Origin of the sequence: Flavobacterium sp. 2, assembly GCF_049949195.1 — a bacterium.
GTDB lineage: Bacteria > Bacteroidota > Bacteroidia > Flavobacteriales > Flavobacteriaceae > Flavobacterium.
On the sequence record NZ_CP188206.1, the window covers coordinates 382,826 to 409,118 of the forward strand.

Below are 26,293 nucleotides of genomic sequence, written 5' to 3' on the forward strand. Positions count from 1 at the left end.
AAAATCATAAAGCATATATGAGTTTATCAACCACAAGTATAAGAAGACCCGTTTTAACGATTGTACTGAATCTTTTGATTATTCTGTTCGGTTTCATTGGTTATACCTTTTTGGGTGTTCGTGAATTTCCTTCTATTGACCCGGCGCAAGTTTCAATCAGAACAAATTATACCGGAGCCAATTCAGACATTATTGAATCGCAAATTACAGAACCTCTTGAAAAGGCTGTAAATGCTATTGATGGAATTAGAAATATTACTTCGTCAAGTAATCAGGGAAGCAGTAATATTACAATTGAATTTAATTTAGACAAAGACTTAGAAGAAGCGGCAAACGACGTTCGTGACAAAGTTTCACAAGCCATCAGAAGTTTACCGCAGGATATTGACGCACCTCCAGTTGTATCAAAAGCTGATGCGGATAGTGATGCTATTATTTCGATGACGGTTCAAAGTGATTCAAGAAATTCACTTGAATTAAGTGATTATGCCGAAAACGTAATTTCACAACGTTTAGAAACTATTCCGGGCGTGAGTGGCGTGCAAATTTGGGGACAAAAACGTTATGCAATGCGTTTATGGATTGATCCGGCAAAACTGGCGGCATATGGCTGTACAGTTGCAGAAGTCCGCAGTGCATTAAACGCTCAAAACGTTGAACTTCCGTCAGGAAAACTGACAGGAAACAATACGGAACTTACCGTAAAAACAATTGGAAATTTATCTAAACCGGAAGAGTTCAACAATATTATTATTCGTACCGATGGAGATAAAATTGTTCGTTTTAGCGATGTTGGTGGAGCTGAATTAGGGCCAGAAAATATCGAAACAAAATTAAGTCAGTCTGGGCTTCCAATGATTGGTTTGGCTATTGTTCCAATGCCTGGTGCAAACTATCTTGATATTTCAAAAGAATTTTATAAAAAATATGAAGCCTTAAAAAAAGATCTTCCAAAAGATATCAAACTTAATATTGCGCTTGACAATACTATTTTCGTAAAAAAATCAGTTCTTGAAGTTGCTGAAACACTGGGGATTTCAATTATTCTGGTAATCATCATTATTTACCTTTTCTTTAGAGACTGGGCGATTGCATTTAGACCTTTAATTGATATTCCGGTTTCATTGATTGCTACATTCTTCATTATGTGGCTTTTTGGATTCTCGATCAATGTACTGACTTTATTAGCGATTGTACTGGCAACAGGTTTGGTGGTAGATGACGGTATTGTTGTAACCGAAAATATCTTCAAAAAAGTAGAAGAAGGAATGTCTCCAATTGAAGCTGCCATCAAAGGTTCAAACGAAATTTTCTATGCTGTAATTTCGATTTCTGTTACACTTGCTGCGGTATTCCTTCCTGTAATTTTCTTAGAAGGTTTCGTAGGTCGACTCTTTAGGGAATTCGGAGTTGTAATTGGTGCTGCAGTATTAATTTCTGCATTTGTATCTTTAACGCTTACGCCAATGTTAAATGCTTATTTAATGAAAGGCGGCGAACAGAAAAAATCGAAATTCTATATTAAGACCGAACCATTTTTTGAAAAGATGAACAGCAGTTATGCGGAATCTCTTTCAAAATTCATGGATAAAAAATGGATCAGTTTCCCAATTCTAATCGTTTGTTTTGGATTGATTTATTTGTTTTTTACAATTCTTCCAAAAGAAACTGCTCCACTTGACGACAGAAGTTCTGTAACAATGCGTATGACAACTCCTGAAGGTTCTTCATACGAATATACAGATCGCTTTATGCAGGAAATCTCAAAGTTAGTTGATGACTCTATTCCGGAGAAAAAAGTGAGTTTGGTTATTACAGCGCCTGGTTTTGGAGCTTCGGCTACCAATACAGGTTTTATCAGACTTTCATTGAAAGAACCAGATGAACGTAAAGCTGCACAAAAAGACATTGCTGATAAATTAACAAAATGGACTAAAAGATATCCCGAAGCTAAAACTGCCGTTCTTCAACAGCCTACAATTGCTGTAAACAGACGTGGAGGTTTACCAATTCAGTATGTTATTCAGGCTCCGAATTTTGAAAAATTAAGAGAGAAAATTCCATTATTCATGGAAGAAGTTGGTAAAAGTGATGTTTTCTCAACAACAGATGTAAACTTAAAATTCAATAAGCCTGAAATTAATGTTAGCATCAATCGCGAAAAAGCTGAAAGTTTAGGAATTTCTATTTTAGATATTGCTCAAACATTGCAACTTTCTTTGAGCGGACAACGTTTTGGTTATTTTATCAAAAATGGAAAACAATATCAGGTTATTGGTCAATTTGATCAAAAAGACCGTTCAAAACCTTTGGATTTAACGTCAATGTTCGTTAAAAACAACAAAGGCGAATTAATTCAGATGGACAACGTAGTGGATGTTGAAGAACAAAGTAATCCACCACAATTGTATCACAATAATCGTTATATGTCGGCTACAGTTTCTGCAGGTTTAGCTCCAGGAAAAAGTATCAGCGACGGTATTCAGGAAATGGATCGTATCAAAGCAAAAGTTTTGGACGAAAGTTTCACAACTGATTTAAGTGGGGAATCTAGAGATTTCGTAGAAAGTAGTTCAAATACATCTTTCGCTTTTGGATTGGCATTGCTTTTAATCTTTTTAATTCTGGCTGCACAATTTGAAAGTTTTATTGATCCGTTCATTATTATTTTAACGGTACCAATGGCCGTTGCAGGAGCTTTATTTTCGCTATGGCTTTTCAATCAGACTTGGAATATATTCAGCCAGATTGGAACCGTAATGCTTATTGGATTGGTAACTAAAAATGGTATTTTGATCGTTGAATTCGCGAATCAGCTTCGAGAACAAGGCAAGCCAAAATTAGAAGCAATTTTAGAAGCTTCAGAAGCACGTTTACGTCCAATTTTAATGACCAGTTTAGCAATTGCTTTAGGAGCTTTACCAATTGCGATGTCACTTGGAGCTGCTTCTACAAGTAGAATTGGTATGGGAGTTGTAATTGTTGGAGGAACCATTTTCTCTCTTGCGTTGACACTTTTTGTAATTCCTGCCATTTATTTAATGTGGTCAAAACAAAGAAAACATTATCCAGAGTTTGATCATATCGACGAATACGAAAAAGAAAGTATAAAATAGCAGCTAAAAAATCATGAATTTTACAACGTGTAAAATTCATGATTTTCTGGTAAAAGAATATAAATATGAATATTAAAAATATATACAGCACTTTACTAATTCTCTTCTTTTGCATTGTAAAAACAAATGCGCAAGGAGTTTTGACTATTGAAGATGCTACAAAAATCGCTTTAGAAAACAACTTTGAAATTAGAATTGCAAAGAATAATTCGAAAATAAGCGAAACAAATGTTACAATTGGAAATGCAGGATTACTTCCAACTCTAGCAGCTACAGTAAACGATAATAATAGCGTTACAAATTCATCCCAGACACGTCAAGACGGAACTTCGACTTCGTTAAACAATGCAAAAAACAACACTTTAACTTATGGAGTTGGCTTAAACTGGACTGTTTTCGACGGAATGAAAATGTTTGCACGTCTGGATCAATTAAAAGAACTTCAAAATTTAGGTGATTCTGAATTAAGAAGAACCGTTTTAATCAAAATTGTACAGGTAAATTCAGCTTATTATGATCTTGTGCAACAACAGCATCAATTGGCTGCTTTAGATACGACAATCGTAATTTCTAAGCAAAGATTAACATTGGCACAAAACCGTTTCAGTATCGGAAAAGCTTCAAAATTAGAGGTTTTAAACGCTCAAGTCGATCTAAATTCGGACCAAGTTGCTTTACTACGCCAAAAAGAAACATACGCAAATGCTAAAATTTTACTGAACCAATATTTAGCACGTGACCCTAAAATTGATTTCACTGTAACCGATTTAGTTACTGTTGATAATGCAATGAATCTAGCTGAATTGTCTGATTTGGCACATAAACAAAATCCTGCTGTAGAAGCTCAAATTATTAATAAACGAATTGCTGAATTACAGTTAAAACAAATAAAAGCCGACCGTTATCCTGTTGTTAACTTAACATCTGGATATAATTTTTCTGAAAATCAGTCAAGTTTGGGTTTTACGAGCCAATCGTCTTCAAAAGGTTTTAATTACGGCTTTAATGCAAGATTAAATATATTTGATGGTCTGAATCAGCACAGAAATGAAAAAGTCGCTAAAATGGAAATCGAAAATTCACAGATTGCTATTGATCAGCAAAATATGATTTTAGACACACAATTGAGCACTGCATTTCAAACTTACCAAACAAACTTGGAATTAATTGATTTGGAAGAAGATAACGTAACAATTGCCAAACAAAACTTAGATATTACGTTAGATAAATTCAGAATCGGAACTATCACAACGCTTGATTTCAGAACGGCACAATTAAATTATGTCAACGCAAAAGTGCGTTACAGCAATGCTCAATATCAAGCAAAATTATCTGAAATTGCTTTGAGAGAATTAGCCGGAAATATTAATTTTTAATTTAAATTTGTTTCAAAAAACAAATATAAATGATCGCATACAATACAAAAGAGTGGTTTAGTTTTATCTTTCATTTTCATAAATCAGACACTATCAGGCAATTATTTCCTGTAATGATTGGCATTGGTATTTATGCGGGCATTGTAGGTTATATTGAAGTAATTTATTTTGGAATTGATGAAAACCATTATCTTAAAAATATTCCCGTAATGCACGGAATATTAGGTTTTGTGATTTCACTTTTATTGGTTTTTAGAACAAATACTGCATACGACCGCTGGTGGGAAGCCCGAAAATTATGGGGTGGCTTAGTCAATAACAGCCGTAACTTTGCGATAAAACTTTCGGCTATTTTAAAAGATGAAAATGACCGAAAGTTTTTCAGAAAGTTTATTCCTGGATACGCTTCTATTTTATACAAACATTTAAACAACTCCGAAACTGCGAAACAGCTTTTTGAAGACGTTGATTTAGAATTGGATCATCATAAACACAAGCCTAATCAGGTAAAGCAAATGATGTACAATAAAATCAATGCTTTGTATGAATCAAAAAAAATAACCGGAGACCAGCTCATCATTTTAAACGCCGAATTAGTTGCTTTCACAGATATCTGTGGCGCTTGTGAACGCATAAAAAATACACCTATTCCCTACTCTTATAGCGCTTTTATAAAGAAATTTATTTTCTTTTATATTATGACATTGCCTTTTGGTTATTCCTTGAGTTTGGGTTATTATGTCGTTCCTGTAGTCGTTTTTATTTTTTATGTTTTGGCGAGTTTAGAATTAATTGCCGAAGAAATCGAAGATCCTTTTGGCGATGATGAAAATGATTTGCCAATCAAAAAAATATCGGAGAATATCAAAAAACATGTTGAAGAATTGATCTAATCAAGATTGTATTCGCAATCAAATCCTTACATTAAAACCGTTTAACCAATAAAACATTTCAATGAACGACTATTCTTTGAAATGTTAAAATTTTGCCATAAACTTTGTATTAGCAATTTAAACCGCCTCTTTTTGGGTTGCATCTAATTTTTTCTTATTACTAACTTAAATTTTGTTACTATGAAAAAAATTATTTTACTCATGGTTTTTGCTTTTCTAATTGTCAATTGCACTACTGAACCTTTAAGCACTGACATGCAAACCGAAGCTGAACAAACGAATAGTTCTTCTCTAACTGCAAAAGGAACTTATTCAGAATGTGATCCTATTTCAATTAATATTATGGCCGGGCAATTTACGAACTCGGGAAAAATCTTAGTTGAAAATGATGCCACAAACCTTTATGTGACATACACTGCACTGCCAAACTGGTATTTTAGCGAAATGCATTTATATGTTGGTCCATATGCCAATGTTCCTGTAACAAATGGAAATCCAATTCCTGGAAAATTTCCATACAAAAAAAGCTTTAATCCCTTAGTTCAAACGTACACTTTTACAATTCCACTTTCGTCAATAGTTTTAGATTCAAATAGATGCCTGTTTATTGCCGCTCATTCCAGCATGAAAAATATTGTAAACGGAACAACAGTAGGTACTGAAACCGGATGGGCTGGAGATATTAAATTTCCCGGCAAAAACTGGGCAACCTACTTTAATTACTGCTTAAGAAACTGCAATACACCACCACCTGTTACAACTTGTGACACTGCCTATATGTTTGGAAATAATACATTCATAGATTTAGGGATTTCTGATAAATGGGGCTGGGCTCAAGAATTTTTCCCTGTTCAAAACGGAAGCTATACAGCAAATTTATATGCAGGTGCCGGGCAAAATGATATTACAAATGGATATTTGGCAGGAACAGTTACAATAGTCATACTAGACGGTAACATCACCGTTACAATCAATACAACACATCCTGGAACTGTTTTAACAGAAACACATGTGTATATCTCAAATTTCCCACCAATTACTGCTGCTCCGGGACAATATGGTAATGGACACGTATTAAACAACGTTACTACCGATAGTTACACCTTATCTCATAACGGAGATGGAAGTCTTTGGATAATTGTACATGCGGGAGTATGCACTACAGAATAAATTTAAAATTAAAAAAAAGAGAGACGTTATTCTCTCTTTTTTTTGCTTATTATTTAAAATTAAAGCCTGTTTTATTTTTGAAAACAAACCCTAATCAAAAAACAAAAAAATTGTTTTCAACTCCGCCGATCAATCCTTATATTTACATCCTCATACAAGAATAATAAAACTAACATGAAAATATCTTACAACTGGCTAAAACAATTTATTAAAACAGACTGGACTTCAGAACAAACTTCGGAATTACTTACAGATTTAGGCCTGGAAGTAGAAGTAGTTGAAAAATACCAATCTATAAAAGGTGGATTGGAAGGAGTTGTTGTTGGTCATGTTCTTACTTGCGAAAAACACCCAGATGCTGACAGACTAAAAGTAACAACTGTAAATATTGGTTTAGAAGCTCCTGTACAGATAGTGTGCGGTGCGGCAAACGTTGCAGCTGGTCAAAAAGTTCCTGTTGCTACTATTGGTACTGTTTTATATGATAAAGAAGGAGCAGAATTTACTATTAAAAAAGGAAAAATTCGCGGTCAGGAAAGCCACGGAATGATTTGCGCTGAAGATGAATTAGGACTTGGAACAAGCCATGACGGAATTATGGTTCTTGATGAAGCTTTAGTTCCAGGAACTCCAGCTGCAGAAGTTTTTAAAATTGCTAATGATGAAGTTTTCGAAATTGGCTTAACGCCAAATCGTGCTGATGCGATGAGTCATTACGGAACTGCACGTGATTTAAGAGCCGGAATGTTGCAACGTGGTGTAAACGTTGAATTAATTACGCCATCTGTAAGTAATTTTAGAGTCGATATGCGTACGTTAAAAATTGATGTTAACGTTGAAGATTCGCATTTAGCTCCAAGATATTGTGGTGTAACCATTTCTGGAATTACCGTTCAGGAATCTCCAAAATGGCTTCAAGACAGACTAAAAGCGATTGGATTGACTCCAAAAAACAATATTGTCGATGTTACTAATTATGTTTTACACGAATTAGGGCAACCTTTGCATGCTTTTGATGCTGCAAAGATCAACGGAAAAGTAATTGTAAAAACACTTCCGGAAGGAACAAAATTCATCACTTTAGACGATGTTGAAAGAACATTGCATAAAGAAGATTTGATGATTTGTGATGAAAAAGGGCCATTGTGTATTGCAGGTGTTTTTGGAGGAAAAAAATCTGGTGTTACTGACGGAACAACTACAATCTTCTTAGAAAGTGCTTATTTTGATCCCGTAAGCATTCGTAAAACGGCAAAAAGACATCAATTAAACACAGATGCTTCTTTTAGATTTGAAAGAGGAATTGATCCAACTATTACTGAATATGCTTTGAAACGTGCTGCTCTTTTGATTCAGGAAGTAGCAGGTGGAAAAATTACTTCTGATGTAGTTGAAGTATATCCTAAAAAAGTTGAAGATTTTTCAGTTTTATTGAATTTCAGTCATGTTTCAAAAATCATTGGACAGGAAATTCCAAAAGATACAATCAAAAAAATACTAGTTTCTTTAGATATTAAAGTTAACAGCGTTTCAGATTCTGGTTTAGGATTGACTATTCCTGCATATCGTGTAGATGTACAGCGTGAAATTGATGTGATTGAAGAAATCTTGCGTGTTTATGGCTATAACAACATTAATTTTTCTAAAAAATTCAATGCAACTGTAGCAAATTCACCTAGAACTGAAGACTATAAAGTTCAAAACGTAATTGCTTCGCAGTTGAATTCTCAAGGTTTCCATGAAATGATGGCCAACTCTTTGACAACGGCAGCTTACGCAAAACTTTCGGCTTCGTTAAAAGAAGAACATAATGTAACGATGCTGAATCCTTTGAGTGGTGATTTGTCAACGATGCGTCAATCATTGTTGTTTTCTGGATTAGAGGCCATTTCATATAATATTAACAGAAAGAATTCTGATTTAAAATTATTTGAATTCGGAAAAACATATCATAAATACCTTACTGGATATGAGGAACACAAACACCTGACTTTATTGGTTTCTGGAAACAGAAACAAAGAAAGCTGGACAAATCCTCAGAAAACAACCGATTTCTTTTTATTAAAAGGATATGTAAAAGCAGTTTTAGCTCGTTTGGGAATTGAGAAAATTTCAAATGCTCCAGTTCAGTCTGATATTTTCTCTGAAGGAACTGCGATTTGCTACAACAATGATACTTTAGTAGAAATGGGTGTAGTAAAAAAATCAATTTTAAAGAATTTCGGAATCAAACAAGATGTTTATTACGCTGATTTTAATTGGGATTTAGTTCTGAAAATTATCACTGGTAAAATTAAATATACTGAAATTCCGAAGTATCCTGAAGTACGAAGAGATTTAGCATTGTTGATTGACCAAGCTACAACTTACGAAAGCATCTTCAATTTGGCAAAACAGACTGAAAAATTCCTTTTAAAAGACATCAATTTATTTGATGTTTATGAAGGTGATAAACTTCCAGAAGGAAAAAAATCGTACGCTTTGAGTTTTACGATTCAGGATAATACTAAAACACTAACAGACGCTCAAATTGATAAAATCATGTCGAAATTACAGCAAACTTTTGAAACTGAACTTGGTGCAAGCTTAAGATAGAGTAAAAAAGAATTAGAAAAAAATGCCTCATAGTTTTATGAGGCATTTTTTTATGCCTAAGCTTAATTTTACCTTATCGTATTATTAATAAAACTTTTTAGGCCTGTAATTTTTTGTTTTCGTTTTTAATTTCATTAAAACGATTTCGTTTAGCGTTTTCATTTCTTCAGAAAATTCTACTCATTAACTAATCAACAAAAAATAATATGGCACATTTCTCAGACCAAGTACACATTACCATTGGAGGTTTTACTCAAAACATTATTTATTATGATTTGAAGCTTTCGCAGAAAATGGCAGATCATCATTACTTTTCGTTTGTCTGGCAATATACGGGCAAGGCACTCATAAAGCCTCATGATCAAGCAAAAGCAATCAGAGACTACATTGGCAATGAAGTAATTTTTACTTTCACAAGCCTGACGGGAATCAAACTGATGAGCAAAGGCATTATAACGGGACTGACTTCTGTTGACAAGAACGGAAGTCCTGTCGGTCTGCACGTAAGTGGAGAAAGCCACAGCATCGTTTTGGATGACAACCCGAAATCGAGGACTTATCTGGAAAGAGGAATGGATGATATTGTTCTGGATATTCTATATGAAGGGTCAACAGAATTTTATCAAAGAGATGCCATAAGATCAACTTACTTGAAAGAGTTCAATTATATGGCCCAGTATAATGAAACGAGCTTCAATTTTTTGAAAAGGTTGGCTCAACGTTACGGGCAGTGGTTTTATTTTGATGGAATGCGCATGCAGTTTGGGCAAATCAAAAACACAAAGATAAAACTCATCAATGGAGCCTCACTGCACAGCTTCAAGATTCAGGCCAATATGAGGGCGCACAAGATTTCGCTGGCAGGCTATGATTACAACAAAGCTTCCAGCATCAAGAATTCATCACTGCGAACTTCTACCGGAAGCAAGGACAGTTTCGCATCAAATATAGGATTCAATCAAGGAACCGTTGCCCAGCCGGATCTTAGCATCGGTGCTTATACCAACAATGCGCAGAAAAAGGAGGAAATACAAGAAATGGTCACGCTGCAGACTGCAGGAAGCGACGCGAACAGCATTTACTACAGCGGAATATCTTATTTTCCAATAGGGCTAGGACAGACATTTGAGATTGTAAACGACACAACTGAACATCATCTTGTCTGCATAGAAGCTGTTCATCATTCTGAAGTGCATGGAAATTACACCTGCGAATTCAAAGCCATTCCAGACGATGTCTCGGCGCCTCATTACACTGATACAACTGTTTTTGCAAAGGCAGAAACCCAGCCTGCAAGAATAAAAGACAACAACGATCCTGAAGGATTGGGACGAGTGAGGGTTGAATTCTACTGGGGAAATGGAAGTACAAAAAGCCAGTGGATCAGGATGATTCAGCCACATACAGGAAAAGGAAAAGGGTTTTATTTTATTCCTGAAATTGGCGAGGAAGTATTGGTTGGTTTTGAAGGCGGAAATGCACAGTGTCCTTATGTTATGGGAGCGCATTACAATGGGCAGGAAAAATCAGATTTTTATGACCCTAAAAACAGCATTAAAGGTTGGAAACTTCTTTTTGGGCAATTATTTAAGTTCGTAGAAAAAGTTGGTATTTGACTTTCTGACCCGAGCGGTAATGAACTGTATATGAATGAGCAGACTAAAAGCACAACTTTGACTGTGCCCGAAACACTAACACTTAACTGCAAAAATTTAATCATCAATGCTTCTGAGAGTATTACAACTACAGCAGGAATGAATATTACTGAAAATGTAACTTTAAATAAAACCTCCATCGTAGGTGGGGTGTTGAATACAAGTGTAACTGGAGACAATTTTTTGCGTGTCGTTGGCGACAGTCATACTGATATTGATGGCGATTCTCACTCTGATGTCAAAAAAAGTAGAAATGTAGCAGCAGAAAATAAAATAATTACACGAAGCGAATCAGGACATGAGTTTCATAGCGAGAAAGACATTAAAAATAACAGTAGCGAAAATACAACTCAAAATTAAATATGGCAATTAGAACAATTAGCGGTATAACCATAATGGGGAATGATAATTCACATTGTTTCTATCACAACTCAAAGAATAGTGCAAATTTCAGGACAAATAATAATGGCTATAGCTATACAGACCCATTTGGAAATGTTATGACAAGTTATCCCTGTCATATAAGAATAAATTTTGAGCCTTTTAAACTAGAAAAAATGGGTGATGAAATAAGAAAATCTGACGGTACAAGAATCATAATGATGCCCAAAGAACAAATTCAGGAAATTGCCAATAAGACTTTCTATGCTGATGGACAATTTCACGCCATCGATTTTTTGACTTTTACCATAACCGAAGAAAAATAAATACTATGTCAGAATATATAAGAGTAAAAGGAAATATTTATGAAAACACAGGTGGGGTCTCAAAAGTCTTCGCCAAAGGCGGAATTGAACACAACTCTAACGGTAAAATCGAATATTTTGCCGAAAGTTATACCTATGGTGAACCAGAAAAATATGTACCAAAACAGCCTGAAAACTCTATAAATGTATACTTGGGAATGTTTTTTGACGGCACAGGAAACAATCGTTTTAATTCTGACAGTATTTATTATTCTAAAATTAAAAATAATACTGACAGAATAGATCCAAAAGATATTCCTTCAAACAAAGAAACAGAAATTACAATAGAAGATAAGGATAAAAAAAGTAAAAAAATAAAAGTAAAAATTACAGACCGTGACAGCTACTGGAATCCTTATTCGAATATTGCCAAACTTTTTGATTTATATAAAGAGATTAAAACAAAAGACTACGAAGATAAAAAAAACTATCCTGAATATGGCAAACATGTAGTTCTTAAGCAATATGTAGAAGGCATTGGTACAAAACAGGGAAAGCCAGATGATATTTTGGGCTCAGGCTTAGCCAGAGATACTTGGGGCGTAATAAGCCGGGTAACTGAAGGTATCGAAAAAGTAGTGCAAGACCAGTTTAGTGCAGTACCCAAAGACAAAAGAATCAACAAAATCGTAATTGATGTATTTGGCTTTAGCAGAGGAGCTGCTGCGGCACGGCATTTTTGTAATGAAGTAATGAAAGAAGCCACATACAGAAATGAAATGATCAATGATCCTTATGATAAATACCCCATGCCTTCCGGAAAAATAATAATTGATAAACATGCCGGAGGGAAATTAGGGTTTGAGCTTAGTACAAAAGGATATCTGCCTGTAGGAGAAACCTACAAAATAGAAATTCGTTTTTTAGGTCTTTTTGATACCGTAATATCAGATATGGTTGTAAAAGAAAATATGGGATATAAATTGGGGCTTGGCGCGCCCATTATACCTTTTTTGAGTCTTGCTCCTTTGGCTCAGGAAGCATTGCCAGAAATAAAAACCAATATAGGAAGTCTCAAAATAGGCAAAGTTTTTCATATAAAAGCATCTACAGAATGGAGGAAAAACTTTGCTTTTACCCCTTCAGAGCAAGGTTATACGCTAGGTATGATAGGCTCCCACTCCGATATTGGCGGCGGGTATGCCGAGTTAACAAATTATGAGCCTGTACTAAGTTATTTTGACGTGCCTCTTGGCAATAAAGAAGTCCTCAGCCAAATGCAGAAATTTAAGCAATTTTATACAGACAAATTTATCTGTACCAATGAGGAGCTGCAATTTGTAAATACCTACGATCACGTTACTGAAACCAGCATTTCGCCAAATTCTACGGGAACAGGCGTATCCAGTAGAGAGTTAAAAGCACCCAATGATTTTCCTGATGAAGGAAAAACCATCTCAAACAACCTAATGTATCAGGTGTATCAAACCAAAAATTCAGATCATTATGTACTAAAAGATTCTAGATATATTTCAAACAAGTATTCGCTGGTACCCATGCAGCTAATGCTGGAAAAGGCAATAGAAAATGATGTGCCATTCTTTAAAAGTTATAATGAAGCGAGGAATGAAGGTAAACCTGTAAAAAATGAATTTGAACATGAAATTCCTGAAAGTGGAGATTTTGATAAATTGAGACAATATTTAGAAATTATGCGTACAGCTTCAAAAGAAGAAAATAAAGATAAAAATTCTACCTACGAGATAGACTACGAGATTTACAAACACATACACCACAATTATGTTCATTTATCAGCACATTATGGCGGTTTAGAAAATGATTTTTTAACAGTCAAAACAGGAGATCATCATTTTTTATCAGACTATGTTTTTATCAATGAGCCTGTTAATCCTGTCATAATAGATGATAAAGTAATTTATAAAAGAGAAATTTATGCCCCAAAAAGCTAGTTTTATTATATACTGTTTTTTAATTATTAGTTTATTTGTCAGCTGTCAGCCGAGAGATACATTTGACTGGAATGCAGCTTGGTCTGCACCAAAATACTTTGCTTGCTCTCCTACTGTCGAATATTTTTATCAGGGAAAAAGCATTGCAGGTGTATCTGCAAATATTGGCAATGATCCAGGTTGGAGTATTACCAGTGGAGGTTATGTTGGTGGTGACAAATATAAACCTGTTCCTGATAGCATTGCTGTAAATTGGCTATGTGAGGCTGATAGATATTATTATAAAGCTAGTTTTAAATTGCCACGAAAAAAAATGCTCGAGTTGTTTCAAAAAAAAGTGATAGATTCTTATGGTGTTCAACAAGAATACAGTCTGATTGTAGCAGGGATGGCTCCTGGTGGAAATGTCACCATTTGGATGCAGGGAGGAACTGGAAGTACCGAAATATGCAAATTTAAAACCATGAATAAAGAGATATGGAGAAAAAATGACGTTGATTATAATAAGTTTGAATATAAAGCACGACATTCAGAAAAATATATAAACAGCGAGATGAATATTTTTCGCTATTTACAAGGCATTCCCTATTCTGTCTGGGAGAAAGGAGAAAAAGAATATCCTTATGATATTGGTTTCACGACAGAAGAAGAAGATAAAAGAGATTATAGCATTGCCATTGCGGGCTACACTAAAGATGGCAGTATAATATATTCAAATGAAGATCCGATTCCATATTTAAAATGGAATGAAAATGTAAAGCTAAAAGTTACAAAAAGTAAAAAACTTCCTGTACAATTTTGGATGCGATGGCATTCAAGAGATGGTAAGGAATGGTATGAATCACAAATTGTTTTGCCTACTAATTTAGATAAACAACTATTAAAATTTCAAGAACAATATGGGAAAGATGTATTTCTTGTTGTAGGAATGAATAAAGTTTCGAAAAATAAACCATACACATTTGGAAAGATATGGCTTGAAAATTCAAAAGAAAAAATTGAAATAATGAAATTTAGAGCATCTAAATTCAATTTAGAAAAAAATGATTTTGAAATATCACAATACTCGCTTCCAAAAGATTTTGTATTCCCTAAATGGAAAGGCAGAGAACCTATTGAGTTTCCAGAATTAGATTATTGGCAGGAAAAATAGAAAATTTCAAGAATCATATTAAATAGAAAAACCCGACTTTATATGGTCGGGTTTTTCTATTTTAGAAGGTAACACGCGTTGATAATCTCCTCGCTCCTGCTGAGTTTGGATGAATTTCATCTCTCCAAAATTCTGATGAATTCAATAAACCGCGGTAATCTATGATTCTGCTTTGAAAGCGATAACCATAATACGCAAAATGATTTTTGATTTGACATAAAAGCGCATAAAATCTATCCAATAATCGAATAATAATATAGCATCTTAAAATTTCGTCCGCAATTCCTAAACGATCAAAAACAGGTTTTATCCAAGGCCCCAAAGGCAAATCAACACCAACAATCGAAGGTCTTACACCAAGCTTGAATAACGGATAATCGTAAGTATGCATATAAAATATGGTATTTGGTGTAGCATGTGCATTTACAATACTTCCAAAACCAAGATAATTTCGCATAATAGTGCTAAAAATAGAGCTGAGATTAGCTGAATTAAAAAGTGCACGATCAAAAGTAGTTGTGTTTAAATATCTTTTGTATAAAATACATTTTTGATACAAAGCGTCTCCAGACAAACTTCTAAGCTCATTTAATTTCGCCTGATCAGTAAAGAAACTGGGATCGAAAGAAGTAATTCCGGAATTTAAAATTCTGCCCAGTTGCGGAAAAACATCATTTCCGCCTCCGCTAAAATAAATTCGGTCTATGCGATAACCGCTTACATATTGCACAAAATGAGCTCTGTCAGCATACATCTGAGAAGTTGTCTCTCCAAATTTCGCTAAATGCAAACAGTTTAAATTAAGCCTTTGATTTCGGTCAGTAATGGTATCATACAGATCCAAAATTGTCGGAACAGGATAATCCAGCCAGGAATCTCCTTCAAAAATAACATTCAATGTATTTGCGTTTCCTGCATTTCTTCTAAACAAAAAAGAGTTAGTCAAAAAAGGCTGGTGCAGGGATTCGTCTTCCGATTCAACCAGCGAAGTATTTACACTATTCAGTTGTTTCAAGGCATTATAAGTCACATCACCCGGATTAATGTTCCCAGTGACCTGAATTCGATTATTAGCCTGAAAATTAAGAATAGAAATAATGGTGCTATCCGTTTGATTATTTACTATACTTCCGCTGGTCTGCACGGGATAACCTAATGTTTTTAAAAAATTCTGTATTTGCAATACATCTGATGCATTGTTTATCGCATTTAATCCAACACTGTTAGTCAAAACATTTGCTAAGGAGGGATTTTGATTTATAACTGGTGAATTCGAAACTAAATTTTCCATAATATTCCAGATTTATGTTATTTTATTTGGATTGATATAGCCATGTCCGGCTCTAAAAACCTCAAAATTATTTTCTTTAAAAAATGCAGTATCACAAGCCTTAAAAAGTTTTTTTCGTATTGAAAAAATATCAAGATCAGGCTCTTTTTCTAGAATTTTCATCACTAAAGAAGCTACATACGGCGCCGCCATACTGCTGCCACTTTTAGAAGTTAGCTTATTTGATGCTCTATTTTCTCTGCTTGAAGACGAACACGATGATTTTATTTTAAAACCAGGCGCAACAAGCTCAGGTTTCATGCGGCCGTCTGCTGTTGGCCCAGAACTGCTAAAAGATAAAATTGATTTTGCATCATCATTTTGATTATAAGCCCCCACAACAATACTGTATTTTGAATTGCAGATTGAATTTGTTGTATGCGTTTTGTTTGCAATTGCGGGCAAAAATATGGATTGTCCGCCATCATCACGCTCGATGTAACAATGATAACGCCCATTTTTTACAGTTCTCCCTACTAATTCAATAGTCCAAAATTTTGAGTTTAATTTGCCATTAACCAAAATATTGATTTGATTTTTTCCTGTATTTGGTTCGTTGGATCTATGCAGACAGATTCCGACTTCATCATTATCTTTTAAAATTAATTCATCTTTAAAAGGAGTTGACGAAAGCAGCAATTTCATATTATCATCATAAATATCAACGCTTAAAATATCGTCTCCATGATACCAAATTTCCATTTCGTTGGGAGTACGATCATTCTTTTTAAACATCCACGGAATTTTAATTTTCTGGTTTTCTTTGATATCACCATAAGTATGAGCATTTGACTGGTGATAATTTCCTGTGCTTTGAATAATCGCCGTTCCTTTACGTGTCGTTACAATATGATCAATGATTTGTTCAAACAAAGTTTTTCCCATATGCGCATCGCCATGACCGCCTAAACTCATATTGACCACCAAAGGTCGTTCGCCAGCTTCATTGGTAATCAAACATAGACCTTCAGCACCTTTTACTGAATCGCCTAATGACAAATTTGATCCATTTACTAGATTAGTTCCCATATCAACAGCAATTATTGGCACATTTGGAGCAAAACTTTTTGGCGCAACGGAGCCATTGCCACAGGCAATTCCGAGTACATGCGTTCCGTGGGTTCCATTGCCAAATAAATCTGATTTTCCTGGATGATAGCCAAGTTTTTTAAACGGAAATTCATCTAATAAAGCTTCATTTATCTGTGCTTTTGTAATGATTCTGCCATAACCAAATCTATTTCCGTCATAGCGATCAGATTGAACCCAAATTTTCTCGAAACGCGTTTTTCCATTGCTTATAAAATCCGGATGGGTAAAATCAAATCCAAAATCAATAATTCCGAATACAACATTTGAAACAGCATCGTCTAAAACATCATTTTTCCTGTCTAGAATTTGGGTTTCAGGAGCAAGTTCAGCATTATCATTTGCAGGAACAACACTTGGCGCTTTAAGGCTTTTTACCTTTTTACTATTGTAAATCGAACATAAAAATCGTCGTTGTGTTCTAATACTCACGACCTTGCCAAAATCTGAAATAATTTTACAATGATCAGGATAATCTTTTTCTTTTTCTAAACGCATTAAAAGTGATAATTCTTCGTCTGGATTACCATATAATATAACTTTGAGTCTTGGATCCATATTCTCGAATTTAGTGGTGTAAACGAATTGTAATTAACTTACCATCAATTTCAAAAAGCTCAGAATTTAAATAATTAAAATAAAGCATCTCTTCAGCCAAAGAATTGAAGACTACGTCCAACTCATTTCCTTGCGAGACAAAACTGTTTATTTCATTTACATAATGACTATTTTTAAGATCAATATTTTTTAATTCTAAAATAAAATTTTGATCTTTTTGATCCAGTTTTGAAAAATCAGAATCTGCTAAGATTTTATTCAATAATTCTAGCGTTTTATCAATCGAAAAAATCTTTTTCGGAATTAATTCCTGAAATAGCTTTGTCTTTTCCTCTTCAGCTTTTTTTGAAAATTTTAGGTTTTTCGAATAAAAACTTGGACGAATAGCATTTATTTTTTTCAGAATTTGAGTTGTATTTTCTTCAATTCTGTTTAAACGCACGCTTTCTTGGTCAGTTGCTGCAGTTTTCATCTCTTTTCGTTTTTAGCTGGTGCTTTTTGATTAGAAACATTATCTGGAGCTGGAACACCTTTAGAAAATGCTTCCAATCGACTTTTAATTTCCTGAATAGCGTCATTTAGAGTACCAGTACTTTTTTCTATTAAAGCGATTTTAGCATCAAATTTTTCTGCAATTGCTTTAGTCAATTCTGCGTTATTGCTTGCTGCAATTTTAGCGATCTCTTCTTTTAAGAGATTATTGCTAATTGAAATCTCGTTTCTTACATTCTCTAAGGTTACAACATTTGCCGCTCCGTTAGTTGGTGTTTCAGTATTTGTTGGAGGATTTACTACAGGAGCTGTACTAGGAGCTGGTAAACCCGGAGCACTTCCTGCAGCAGATCTTACGTCAGCTGAAGCATTAAATTTATCTCCTTCAGCTTTAGCTTTGTTCTCTATAAGTAGATAACTCAATAATGGATTTTCGGAAACTACGCCAGCTAATAGTGCTGTATTCGTAATTTCCTGATTTCCTGAAACATTGTAGAAACTGGCTCTGCTATTTGCAATCACATAATTGATTAATAAATTAAATGGATTCATCATTTCATAATTTTAAGGTTAATAGAAATTAAAGGGCAATTGAGGATCAACTGCCCTTTCTATAATTTACTTATTCATCATCATCATCAATGCAATAGGCAAAATAGTATTGTTAGTATTTCCAGTATTGTTTTGATTTTGCTGTGACATTATAAGTACTAATGGCAACATCATGTTTGAATTATCTGATTTTCCAGAGCCAGAATCACCCATTGTAGTCATCATTGGCAATAATAAAGACATAGTTGGATCTATATAAATGGCACTCGTATTTGGTTTTTCAATAATTTTAGCTTCAACAGCCGGATTATTACCTTCCGCAGCTTTAGCCGGAATATATTGTAAATTCTCAGCCTTTAATTTTGGCTGATTTAACAATGATCCCACCATACTCATCATTTGCATATTTTTTAAAACCTTTGTCTGGTTATCGCCTTTTCTTGCGTCTATCTTTGCAAATTCAGTATGTTTTTGATCTAATGCAACCAATGCTTTATTTGTTGCTAATGATGTCTTTTTAAGCTCATTAACTTGATTAGAAATAGCATCTAATGATTTTTTAAGTTCGCTTTTAGTAGCATAATCATTAGCTCTTCCGCTCAATGCTTTTCCAAAATTTGATCTTTGTTTTACGGCTGAACTTACATTAGGTCTAATGCCGCGTGTTGAAGGTCTTCTTCGTTTTGCAGCTTCATCATAACTTTCGTCATAACTTTCTAATAAATCTTCGCTTAAAAGATCTTCGTTGAAATAATCTTCATTCAATAAATCTTCGTCTAAATAACTTTCAAAATAGCTCATAATTTTAATTTTTAATGGTTAATTTTTGTTGAAATAATGTTTGTTATATTTCTGGATGGCTGGCTGAATATATTTGTTGAAAAGAATAAAATCTGGAACATTGTTGCCTGGTTTTCCAGTGCCGAAGCATTCTGGACAGTCTGGATTTTCTCCAAAACATTCTGTGCAGGCGCCAATAGCTTTTGCTAAATCATCATTTTGATTTAATTCAAATTCCAATTGAAATTTCAGCCCTTCAATTATGGTAAAAAGTTTATGATTGATTTTTTTTAGTTTCTTGACTCTTTCCTCAAGTTCTAAATCAACTTTTGGGATTTCTTTTTCCTCTTCAGGCTCTTTTTTTTCCATCATGGGCTGCATAAGCTCAAAATATTTAGCCATTTCAGGATTATGTTCTTTCAAATATTCTAAATAAGCATCCATTGGTATAACATTTAGGTTTTATAAACTTGCAATAGAATTTTCAAGTCTATTGATTCGGTTAGGAGTATTTGTGCCAACAAACTGGCCATATTGATCCACGTAATAATCTTCAGTCGGAATTAAACCTCCGTTGTAATATTCGTATAAAATATTCTCTGTTAAGTAATTAACACTTTCGATTAATTCGGCAAAAGAGTGGCTTTCAATTGGTGCATTTGGGCTTGCAGTACCTAAACTTTGCTGTGCCTGACCTGCCTGAAATTGAGGGTTATTTATCACGCCTCCTAATTGATTATATAAACCTTGAACTCTGCCAATATCCTGCGCCGCCTGTGGACGAAGCACTACCGGGTTATCCTGCACATATTGCTGAATGGCAGGCAGGGCTGCTCTACCGGCATCAGCTATATAACGGGTTGTATTTCCCCATGCTTGTCTAATTGGTGAAGGCTGTGATGGTCTACGTGGTTGTTGTGGTGCTGGTCTGTATTGTTGTGGCTGAGATGGTCTGCGTTGTGGCTGACGACTATTGTCTAAAGCCGTACTACCCGCTCCGGCTAAATTGCTAACCAAACCTCCAACAGCACCGCCAATTTGAGGTGCGCCAAAATAAGTACCAATAGCAGTTCCTGCAATTGGAGCCAAAGCCGAAACACCGCGCAAAACTCCAGAACCAATACTGCTGGCTACATTTCCTAAACTTGACCAAAATCCTTCTGCTTCACTTTCAGACATTTGATCTACTCGTGATAATAGGACATCTTCTAATTCACTTTCACTTAAATTGGAATATTCTGGTCCCAAAACATATCGTACAGCTTCAAAATAATTGTCTTCGCTGAATGATTCTCCCTGAAAAACTTCATGATATAAACTCATAATTTTTAGTATTACAATTAACTCTTACTCTTTTAACAGGCTTTTCAGATTTCGCCTATCCATTTTGTGCACAAAAAGGAACGATGTAAAATTGATTTTTTATAAATTACTACAAAACAGTACTTTAACCCAAATTTTTAAATAAATTTACCCTAAGAAAAAGGGTACATTTCCCCTTGTCAATTTTTGGGGTTTAAAATATTTTTGCTCTCAATGTTTTTATCAAAACACTATTTACCAAACAATTAACCCATAAACTATTAATAATCATGGAAAGACAACCTGGAAGACCAACACAGTTGATTACTAAAAAATTCGCGAAAGAATTACACACGAATTTTATGAAGTATAGAGCCAGCATTATTGCTAAATACATCAAAAAAGAAGACGCCAATGCCGTTTGGTTTTCTGTAGAAGAACTCGAAAATTACATTCATTATATCAAGTCTAAAGGAGAAAAAACAGGTTATAATGTAAATGGAATTCGGATTTATTTTGGAGTATATCCGGAAGATAAAAAATATGAAGAAAAAGCAGGTTTGATGACCGTATTTTTAACCGCAACGGGCAAAAAAATCAAAACACCTAAAGCTGGAGAAATACAGACTTTTGCCTTAATGAGTGACGGAACCTCTGACATAGCAAGCATTGAACCAATGAATTACGGAAGCATCGGAAGACCGCCTAGCTTAGACTATTAATTAAAAAATTATGTTCGAATTTTTAAGATTTTATATTTTCTATTTAGCTTTATTTTCTGGAATTATAGGCCTGATTTCATGGCACAAACTTCCTGGATATAAAGCTAAATCGCTCGTAATTTTGATTTGGTTTTCTGTAATTATAGAAAAAGTAGGTTATTATTTTACAGAGTGGACAGGTTTACTGAATTATTATGTTTTTAATTTTTATATGCTGGTCAGTTTTTCTGCCTATATATTGCTCTTGAGAAGTCTATTATCTAAAACAAATTACAGAATAACAGGATCTTTAAGCTTAATACTTTTTATAATATCTTTTTTCCTAAATATTTTATATTTCAAAGAAGATGTAAATCATTCTTACACATACAGTTTTGCCATAGGCGTAATATTAATTATGATTTTATCCTGTTTGTATTTGGTAGAAATTTTTAATTCGGATAAAATATTGAATTTTAAAAAATCGGTCTTTTTTTGGTACATACTCGGAATATTAGTTTTTCATGTACCTTTTTTGCCCTTTATGCTGGCTTTGAATTGGTTTTTAATCAAACACGATGAATCGGTTTTCAGTTTAGTAGTTTTTATTTTAAACCTTTTAGCGCAGAGTTGCTATATTATTGGATTTTTATGGAGCGAAAAGAAATACAACTATTAGTCATTTCGTTAGGTATTGTTTTTTTAACTTTACTGATCATTTTGCTTGTGATATTCTTTTATTTTCTTAAAAAGAAAAATACCTATTTGGTTGAAAAAATGGAGTCAGAGCTTTATTTTCAATCGGAATTGATTAAAACCCGAATTGAGATAAAAGATCAGACACTCAGCGAAATAAGTAAAGAACTTCATGATAATATAGGCCAAATCATTTCCGTAGGCATTATGCAGCTCAATATCTATCTGGATAGCGGAAAATCTATTAAAGCCAATGAACTACAGGATCTTAAAGAAATACTCGCCAAATCATTAGATGAAATAAGAATTTTATCCCGAATCATTAATAAAGACAATTTACTACAGAGCAATTTCATCGAAGCCATTAAACAAGATTTGGAGCGCATAAAAAAACTGAAAAACATACAGTATAAATACAATCTTACGGGCGAAATTCCAAAGATTAGTCGAGAACATGATTTGTTCATTTACCGAATTTTTCAGGAAGCATTGCACAACAGCTTAAAACATTCTCACAGTGATTTATTTGAAGTAAACATCAGCACTGTCAATACCGTTTTCCGATTAGAAATAAAAGATTTCGGAATTGGTTATGATGCAAGTCAGATAAATTCTGGAATAGGTTTAAACAACATGAAATTAAGAGCCAAATTGATTGGCGCTAATTTAATTATGGAATCAGATTCATCAGGAACAACTGTAACTTTAGAATACCCCTTAACCCTAACCAATGAAACCCAACACTAAAAACCGAATTATTATTGTAGATGATCATCAGCTTTTTTCGCAATCTCTGGAACTTTTAATCAACAGTTTTAAAGATTTTGAAGTAATTAACCGTTTTGAAAATGGCAAATTATTTGTTTCCTATTTGCAAGAACATGCCGATGCCAATGTCGATTTAATTTTATTAGATGTGAATATGCCTGTTTTAGATGGCGTAAGCACCATGAAATGGATTAAAGAAAACAGACCCGACTTAAAAGTGATTGCGCTCTCTGTAAATGATGATGAAGAAATCATCATCAAAATGATTACAAACGGCGCCAAAGGCTATCTCCTAAAAGATACTTCGCCCGAAATATTTAAGGAAGCTATAATTTCTGTTATTGAAAAAGGTTTTTATTTCACCGAATTAGTTTCAGGCATGCTGGTCAAAAAAGCAAACAGCGATTCTAAAAAAATCAATTTAAAAGAAAAGGAAATTGTTTTTATAAAACATGCCTGTACCGAAAAAACGTATAAAGAAATTGCTTCAGAAATGTGCTTAAGCCCAAAAACAATCGACGGATACCGAGAATGTCTATTTGACAAACTCGAAATCAAAACCCGAATTGGATTGGTACTTTACGCAATCAAAAATAAAATCGTTCTAGTTTAAATTAATAGATAATTGCAGAAAATATCGGATATTCCTTTATTTTTTCTCTACCATTAAGAAAAGATAATTCCATCAGAAAATTGCATTGTACGATTTCGCCTCCTAAACGTTCTACCAATTCGCAAACGGCTTTTGCAGTTCCGCCGGTTGCCAAAACATCGTCGTGAATTAAAACGCGATCTCCTTTCTTAATGGCGTCAGTATGTATTTCTAAGCTGTCTGTACCATATTCAAGTTCATAAGACGCTGCAATTGTTTCATAAGGCAGTTTTTTAGGCTTTCGAACCGGAATAAAACCAGCATTTAATTCCTGCGCTAATAAAATTCCAAAGAAAAAACCTCTGCTCTCCGCTCCTACCACTTTGTCAATTTTCTGATCTTTTAAAGAATTTACCAAAACTGAAAGGCATTCTTGTCTTGCAATTGGATCATTTAAGAGTGGTGTAATATCTTTAAACAAAATTCCTTCTTTTGGAAAACATTGAATATCACGTATATAATTTTCTATCTTCATTTTTTTTTATTTTTATCGTATTTTATGTTTGTATATCTCACATTTATGTCTATCTTTGCACCCGCAATAAGCAATCAACAAAGCTACAAAAAATAGCCTAATTGATAACAAAAAGGCCTCGTGGCGCAACTGAATAGCGCATCTGATTACGGCTCAGAAGGTTACTGGTTTGAATCCAGTCGAGGTCACTCAGCCAGATGGCGCCAATTGAAGACAATTGGCGCCATTTTTTCATTTACACTAATAAATACGGTGGCTTTGAGTCATTTTTGCTTTTATTTTCTTTCTCTAAAATAATAGAAAAATTGCTTCAGCGTGTATATTTAGATGAAAAATAATACAAATAGTTAATTTATCATTCGATAACTTAACAGGATTCGAACCCCCAGAATATTATAGAAATTGACTCTATATAATCTCCAAATTGCTTTCAATTACTATTTAATGACAAATAATGAAATCTGATTTCAAAACGTATTTAAGTATATTATTGCTATATTTGCTTAAGAGCCTGCCAGCGATGCCATTCCGATAAAAAAAGCTGGCCGAACAGTCAAAACCAATATGTCATTTACTCCAGATGTCCAATATACTCAAAAACCATATAGCCAAATTTGCACAGGTATCAGACAATGACTTTGAGCAAATCAAAAAATTCTTCGACATAAAACAAACGTGTAAAAAAGAGAACCTGCTAAAGGAGGGACAGATCTGCCGTCATCATTATTTTGTTTTGGACGGCCTGCTTAGAAAGTTTTATATTAACGAGAAAGGTACCGAACAAACCACGGAATTTGCCATAGAAACATGGTGGCTTACCGATAACTTTGCCTACGAGAACCAGCTCGCGACAGAATTTTATATTCAGGCAGTAGAGAAATCAACATTGCTTTACATCACTTTGGAGAAGCAGCAGAAGCTGCTGGAAGATTTTCCGGTAATGGAGCGCTATTTCCGTTTTGTCTACCAGAGGGCTTATGCAGCCGCACAGAAACGCATCAAATTTCTTTTCTCGTTCTCTAAGGAAGAGTTTTATTTCCAGGCAGTCAGAAACCACCCCGAATTCATCCAGCGTGTTCCCCAATACCTCATCGCTTCCTATCTAGGATTCACGCCCGAATACTTGAGCGAAATACGCAAAAGGCTTCTTTCTTAAACCAGTTTAAGTTTTTTCCTTTCCCTATTATTGAATTTTGCATTGAACAATTTTAAAAGAATAATACAATGCAAAAACGACTTAACATTAAGCAGGCCGCTCCGGATGCACTAAAAGCGATGATAGGACTTGAAAGCTACCTTTCAAAAATTTCCATATCCAAGACAGCCAAAGAACTCATAAAGATACGTGCCTCGCAGATCAACGGCTGTGCCTACTGCATCAACATCCACACTCAGGACGCCGTTAAAAACGGCGAGTCAAACCAGCGCATTTTTCTCTTGAGTGCTTGGAGAGAAGCTGGGGACATTTTTACAGAAGAGGAAAAAGTGGTGCTCGCGGTAACTGAAGAGATAACATTAATTCATGAGAACGGATTAACGGATGAAACCTATACAAAGGCCTTACAGTATTTCAGTGAAAGCCAGATAGCAGATATAATAACGGCCGTCATAACAATCAATCTTTGGAACAGGGTTGTTCTCAGTACCCATCTCCGAATAGGAGAAAGTCTTGCATAACTTGCAAAAAACTAGTTTAATTACGATGCATACAAAAGTTTAGAATTATAATTAAATTTGAAGACAATAAGCCCGATTTGTTTCGGGCTTATTGCTTTTACGAAAAACTCATTTAAAAGCACCAATTAGGATAGAAATGCTCCAGTGGGACAACAATCAAATAATTCATACAGCCAAAGAAAGACAATCCTGCCTTAACTTAAACAATCTTTTAAAATCCTGCATAAATTTTGTAAATTTATATATCAGTTTAATGCGATGGATCAATTGAGTTTTTACAATTTTTGCATCAATCCTACCCAGGACATCCGAACCAATTTTTTAACGCCAATGAAAGACAGACATTACATATAGAAAGCCAATCTCTTCAAATCATCCAAAAATGATGTTGAAATTTGTCCTGTCCCCGTCACAACAAAGCCAAATGGCGCCAATTGAAGACAATTGGCGCCATTTTTTATTATAACCTACTATTTTTATTACTCTAAAGAACCGGGCTGTTTCAGCAACACTAGCCCCCGATAGCATTGGAAATCCTTTATGCCAGGGTTGGGCACAGAAGATTCCAGCGTAGAGCGGGAAGAGTTCCTAAAAATAATATTGTACT

At 34.4% G+C, this 26,293-nt stretch carries 24 protein-coding genes and 1 tRNA gene; 17 read left to right on the forward strand and 8 right to left on the reverse strand.

All coding sequences use genetic code 11. The features are described from left to right. The first annotated feature begins 17 nt into the window (after window positions 1–17). From ACNFIH_RS01555 to ACNFIH_RS01600, 10 genes are all read left to right on the forward strand, one after another. The gene (locus ACNFIH_RS01555; protein ID WP_426485175.1) at window positions 18–3,116 is read left to right on the forward strand and encodes an efflux RND transporter permease subunit; all 3,099 of its coding nucleotides are present in this window, start codon (window positions 18–20) and stop codon (window positions 3,114–3,116) included. Between the two features lie 65 nt (window positions 3,117–3,181). Next, window positions 3,182–4,492, forward strand: a complete 1,311-nt coding sequence (locus ACNFIH_RS01560; RefSeq protein ID WP_426485176.1) for a TolC family protein — start codon at window positions 3,182–3,184, stop codon at window positions 4,490–4,492. Between the two features lie 29 nt (window positions 4,493–4,521). Then, window positions 4,522–5,385 (forward strand): bestrophin family protein, encoded by an 864-nt coding sequence (locus ACNFIH_RS01565; RefSeq protein WP_426485177.1) that lies wholly within the window; start codon window positions 4,522–4,524, stop codon window positions 5,383–5,385. 180 nt (window positions 5,386–5,565) lie between these two features. Beyond that, the gene (locus tag ACNFIH_RS01570) at window positions 5,566–6,555 is read left to right on the forward strand and encodes a hypothetical protein (protein ID WP_426485178.1); all 990 of its coding nucleotides are present in this window, start codon (window positions 5,566–5,568) and stop codon (window positions 6,553–6,555) included. Window positions 6,556–6,729: 174 nt separating this feature from the next. Beyond that, window positions 6,730–9,150, forward strand: coding sequence for a phenylalanine--tRNA ligase subunit beta (gene pheT / locus ACNFIH_RS01575; protein ID WP_426485179.1), 2,421 nt, complete (start codon window positions 6,730–6,732; stop codon window positions 9,148–9,150). A gap of 206 nt (window positions 9,151–9,356) precedes the next feature. Beyond that, window positions 9,357–10,766 carry a type VI secretion system Vgr family protein gene (locus ACNFIH_RS01580; protein WP_426485180.1) on the forward strand — a complete coding sequence of 470 codons (1,410 nt, stop codon included), beginning with the start codon at window positions 9,357–9,359 and terminating at the stop codon, window positions 10,764–10,766. 30 nt (window positions 10,767–10,796) lie between these two features. Beyond that, window positions 10,797–11,165, forward strand: coding sequence for a hypothetical protein (locus ACNFIH_RS01585; protein WP_426485181.1), 369 nt, complete (start codon window positions 10,797–10,799; stop codon window positions 11,163–11,165). A gap of 2 nt (window positions 11,166–11,167) precedes the next feature. After that, window positions 11,168–11,512, forward strand: a complete 345-nt coding sequence (locus tag ACNFIH_RS01590; RefSeq protein ID WP_426485182.1) for a hypothetical protein — start codon at window positions 11,168–11,170, stop codon at window positions 11,510–11,512. Window positions 11,513–11,517: 5 nt separating this feature from the next. Then, window positions 11,518–13,461, forward strand: coding sequence for a phospholipase effector Tle1 domain-containing protein (locus tag ACNFIH_RS01595; protein WP_426485183.1), 1,944 nt, complete (start codon window positions 11,518–11,520; stop codon window positions 13,459–13,461). Continuing rightward, window positions 13,445–14,614, forward strand: coding sequence for a DUF2931 family protein (locus tag ACNFIH_RS01600; RefSeq protein ID WP_426485184.1), 1,170 nt, complete (start codon window positions 13,445–13,447; stop codon window positions 14,612–14,614). Before ACNFIH_RS01595 ends, ACNFIH_RS01600 begins: the two co-directional genes overlap by 17 nt. A gap of 61 nt (window positions 14,615–14,675) precedes the next feature. Here ACNFIH_RS01600 and ACNFIH_RS01605 read toward each other — a convergent pair whose 3' ends face one another. The 7 genes from ACNFIH_RS01605 to ACNFIH_RS01635 all read right to left on the reverse strand — a co-directional run bounded on the left by ACNFIH_RS01605 (window position 14,676) and on the right by ACNFIH_RS01635 (window position 20,738). Beyond that, complete coding sequence (locus ACNFIH_RS01605; RefSeq protein ID WP_426485185.1) at window positions 14,676–15,905, reverse strand: peptidoglycan-binding domain-containing protein; 1,230 nt, start codon at window positions 15,903–15,905, stop codon at window positions 14,676–14,678. Window positions 15,906–15,917: 12 nt separating this feature from the next. Next, entirely contained in the window at window positions 15,918–17,591 is a 1,674-nt protein-coding gene (locus ACNFIH_RS01610) for a S8 family serine peptidase (RefSeq protein WP_426485186.1), read from the reverse strand. Window positions 17,592–17,601: 10 nt separating this feature from the next. Beyond that, window positions 17,602–18,063 carry a hypothetical protein gene (locus tag ACNFIH_RS01615; protein WP_426485187.1) on the reverse strand — a complete coding sequence of 154 codons (462 nt, stop codon included), beginning with the start codon at window positions 18,061–18,063 and terminating at the stop codon, window positions 17,602–17,604. Next, complete coding sequence (locus ACNFIH_RS01620) at window positions 18,060–18,638, reverse strand: hypothetical protein (protein WP_426485188.1); 579 nt, start codon at window positions 18,636–18,638, stop codon at window positions 18,060–18,062. Before ACNFIH_RS01620 ends, ACNFIH_RS01615 begins: the two co-directional genes overlap by 4 nt. 63 nt (window positions 18,639–18,701) lie before the next feature. Next, a complete protein-coding gene (locus ACNFIH_RS01625; RefSeq protein WP_426485189.1) occupies window positions 18,702–19,436 on the reverse strand; it encodes a hypothetical protein in 735 nt (244 codons plus the stop codon). Between the two features lie 18 nt (window positions 19,437–19,454). Next, window positions 19,455–19,859: a hypothetical protein gene (locus ACNFIH_RS01630; protein ID WP_035643967.1), complete on the reverse strand. Its 405-nt coding sequence runs from the start codon at window positions 19,857–19,859 to the stop codon at window positions 19,455–19,457. An 18-nt stretch (window positions 19,860–19,877) separates the two neighbouring features. Continuing rightward, the gene (locus ACNFIH_RS01635; protein WP_035643969.1) at window positions 19,878–20,738 is read right to left on the reverse strand and encodes a hypothetical protein; all 861 of its coding nucleotides are present in this window, start codon (window positions 20,736–20,738) and stop codon (window positions 19,878–19,880) included. A 269-nt stretch (window positions 20,739–21,007) separates the two neighbouring features. On the opposite strand from ACNFIH_RS01635, the gene ACNFIH_RS01640 reads away from it, so the two are divergent. The 4 genes from ACNFIH_RS01640 (at window position 21,008) to ACNFIH_RS01655 (ending at window position 23,495) form a co-directional block, all read left to right on the forward strand. Beyond that, a complete protein-coding gene (locus ACNFIH_RS01640; RefSeq protein WP_035643971.1) occupies window positions 21,008–21,439 on the forward strand; it encodes a hypothetical protein in 432 nt (143 codons plus the stop codon). Window positions 21,440–21,449: 10 nt separating this feature from the next. Continuing rightward, window positions 21,450–22,097, forward strand: a complete 648-nt coding sequence (locus ACNFIH_RS01645) for a hypothetical protein (RefSeq protein ID WP_426485190.1) — start codon at window positions 21,450–21,452, stop codon at window positions 22,095–22,097. 98 nt (window positions 22,098–22,195) lie between these two features. Continuing rightward, window positions 22,196–22,861 (forward strand): sensor histidine kinase, encoded by a 666-nt coding sequence (locus tag ACNFIH_RS01650; RefSeq protein ID WP_426485191.1) that lies wholly within the window; start codon window positions 22,196–22,198, stop codon window positions 22,859–22,861. Beyond that, complete coding sequence (locus ACNFIH_RS01655) at window positions 22,845–23,495, forward strand: response regulator (RefSeq protein ID WP_426485192.1); 651 nt, start codon at window positions 22,845–22,847, stop codon at window positions 23,493–23,495. The genes ACNFIH_RS01650 and ACNFIH_RS01655 overlap by 17 nt, the downstream gene beginning before the upstream one ends. A gap of 1 nt (window position 23,496) precedes the next feature. On the opposite strand, the gene ACNFIH_RS01660 is transcribed toward ACNFIH_RS01655, so the two are convergent. Continuing rightward, window positions 23,497–24,009, reverse strand: coding sequence for an adenine phosphoribosyltransferase (locus tag ACNFIH_RS01660; RefSeq protein WP_426485193.1), 513 nt, complete (start codon window positions 24,007–24,009; stop codon window positions 23,497–23,499). A gap of 114 nt (window positions 24,010–24,123) precedes the next feature. Here ACNFIH_RS01660 and ACNFIH_RS01665 point away from each other — a divergent pair. The 3 genes from ACNFIH_RS01665 (at window position 24,124) to ACNFIH_RS01675 (ending at window position 25,686) form a co-directional block, all read left to right on the forward strand. Then, window positions 24,124–24,197: transfer RNA gene (locus ACNFIH_RS01665), tRNA-Arg, on the forward strand. Between the two features lie 392 nt (window positions 24,198–24,589). Beyond that, window positions 24,590–25,165 carry a Crp/Fnr family transcriptional regulator gene (locus tag ACNFIH_RS01670; protein ID WP_426485194.1) on the forward strand — a complete coding sequence of 192 codons (576 nt, stop codon included), beginning with the start codon at window positions 24,590–24,592 and terminating at the stop codon, window positions 25,163–25,165. A gap of 68 nt (window positions 25,166–25,233) precedes the next feature. Next, a complete protein-coding gene (locus ACNFIH_RS01675) occupies window positions 25,234–25,686 on the forward strand; it encodes a carboxymuconolactone decarboxylase family protein (RefSeq protein ID WP_066034741.1) in 453 nt (150 codons plus the stop codon). Window positions 25,687–26,293 lie beyond the last annotated feature (607 nt).

Excerpts from the sequence above, each read along its gene's own strand:
- ACNFIH_RS01555 (WP_426485175.1), top strand. The coding sequence starts at position 18 with ATGAGTTTATCAACCACAAGTATAAGAAGACCCGTTTTAACGATTGTA.
- ACNFIH_RS01560 (WP_426485176.1), top strand. The coding sequence starts at position 3,182 with ATGAATATTAAAAATATATACAGCACTTTACTAATTCTCTTCTTTTGC.
- ACNFIH_RS01565 (WP_426485177.1), top strand. The coding sequence starts at position 4,522 with ATGATCGCATACAATACAAAAGAGTGGTTTAGTTTTATCTTTCATTTT.
- ACNFIH_RS01570 (WP_426485178.1), top strand. The coding sequence starts at position 5,566 with ATGAAAAAAATTATTTTACTCATGGTTTTTGCTTTTCTAATTGTCAAT.
- pheT (WP_426485179.1), top strand. The coding sequence starts at position 6,730 with ATGAAAATATCTTACAACTGGCTAAAACAATTTATTAAAACAGACTGG.
- ACNFIH_RS01580 (WP_426485180.1), top strand. The coding sequence starts at position 9,357 with ATGGCACATTTCTCAGACCAAGTACACATTACCATTGGAGGTTTTACT.
- ACNFIH_RS01585 (WP_426485181.1), top strand. The coding sequence starts at position 10,797 with ATGAATGAGCAGACTAAAAGCACAACTTTGACTGTGCCCGAAACACTA.
- ACNFIH_RS01590 (WP_426485182.1), top strand. The coding sequence starts at position 11,168 with ATGGCAATTAGAACAATTAGCGGTATAACCATAATGGGGAATGATAAT.
- ACNFIH_RS01595 (WP_426485183.1), top strand. The coding sequence starts at position 11,518 with ATGTCAGAATATATAAGAGTAAAAGGAAATATTTATGAAAACACAGGT.
- ACNFIH_RS01600 (WP_426485184.1), top strand. The coding sequence starts at position 13,445 with ATGCCCCAAAAAGCTAGTTTTATTATATACTGTTTTTTAATTATTAGT.
- ACNFIH_RS01605 (WP_426485185.1), bottom strand. The coding sequence starts at position 15,905 with ATGGAAAATTTAGTTTCGAATTCACCAGTTATAAATCAAAATCCCTCC.
- ACNFIH_RS01610 (WP_426485186.1), bottom strand. The coding sequence starts at position 17,591 with ATGGATCCAAGACTCAAAGTTATATTATATGGTAATCCAGACGAAGAA.
- ACNFIH_RS01615 (WP_426485187.1), bottom strand. The coding sequence starts at position 18,063 with ATGAAAACTGCAGCAACTGACCAAGAAAGCGTGCGTTTAAACAGAATT.
- ACNFIH_RS01620 (WP_426485188.1), bottom strand. The coding sequence starts at position 18,638 with ATGATGAATCCATTTAATTTATTAATCAATTATGTGATTGCAAATAGC.
- ACNFIH_RS01625 (WP_426485189.1), bottom strand. The coding sequence starts at position 19,436 with ATGAGCTATTTTGAAAGTTATTTAGACGAAGATTTATTGAATGAAGAT.
- ACNFIH_RS01630 (WP_035643967.1), bottom strand. The coding sequence starts at position 19,859 with ATGGATGCTTATTTAGAATATTTGAAAGAACATAATCCTGAAATGGCT.
- ACNFIH_RS01635 (WP_035643969.1), bottom strand. The coding sequence starts at position 20,738 with ATGAGTTTATATCATGAAGTTTTTCAGGGAGAATCATTCAGCGAAGAC.
- ACNFIH_RS01640 (WP_035643971.1), top strand. The coding sequence starts at position 21,008 with ATGGAAAGACAACCTGGAAGACCAACACAGTTGATTACTAAAAAATTC.
- ACNFIH_RS01645 (WP_426485190.1), top strand. The coding sequence starts at position 21,450 with ATGTTCGAATTTTTAAGATTTTATATTTTCTATTTAGCTTTATTTTCT.
- ACNFIH_RS01650 (WP_426485191.1), top strand. The coding sequence starts at position 22,196 with ATGGAGTCAGAGCTTTATTTTCAATCGGAATTGATTAAAACCCGAATT.
- ACNFIH_RS01655 (WP_426485192.1), top strand. The coding sequence starts at position 22,845 with ATGAAACCCAACACTAAAAACCGAATTATTATTGTAGATGATCATCAG.
- ACNFIH_RS01660 (WP_426485193.1), bottom strand. The coding sequence starts at position 24,009 with ATGAAGATAGAAAATTATATACGTGATATTCAATGTTTTCCAAAAGAA.
- ACNFIH_RS01670 (WP_426485194.1), top strand. The coding sequence starts at position 24,590 with ATGTCCAATATACTCAAAAACCATATAGCCAAATTTGCACAGGTATCA.
- ACNFIH_RS01675 (WP_066034741.1), top strand. The coding sequence starts at position 25,234 with ATGCAAAAACGACTTAACATTAAGCAGGCCGCTCCGGATGCACTAAAA.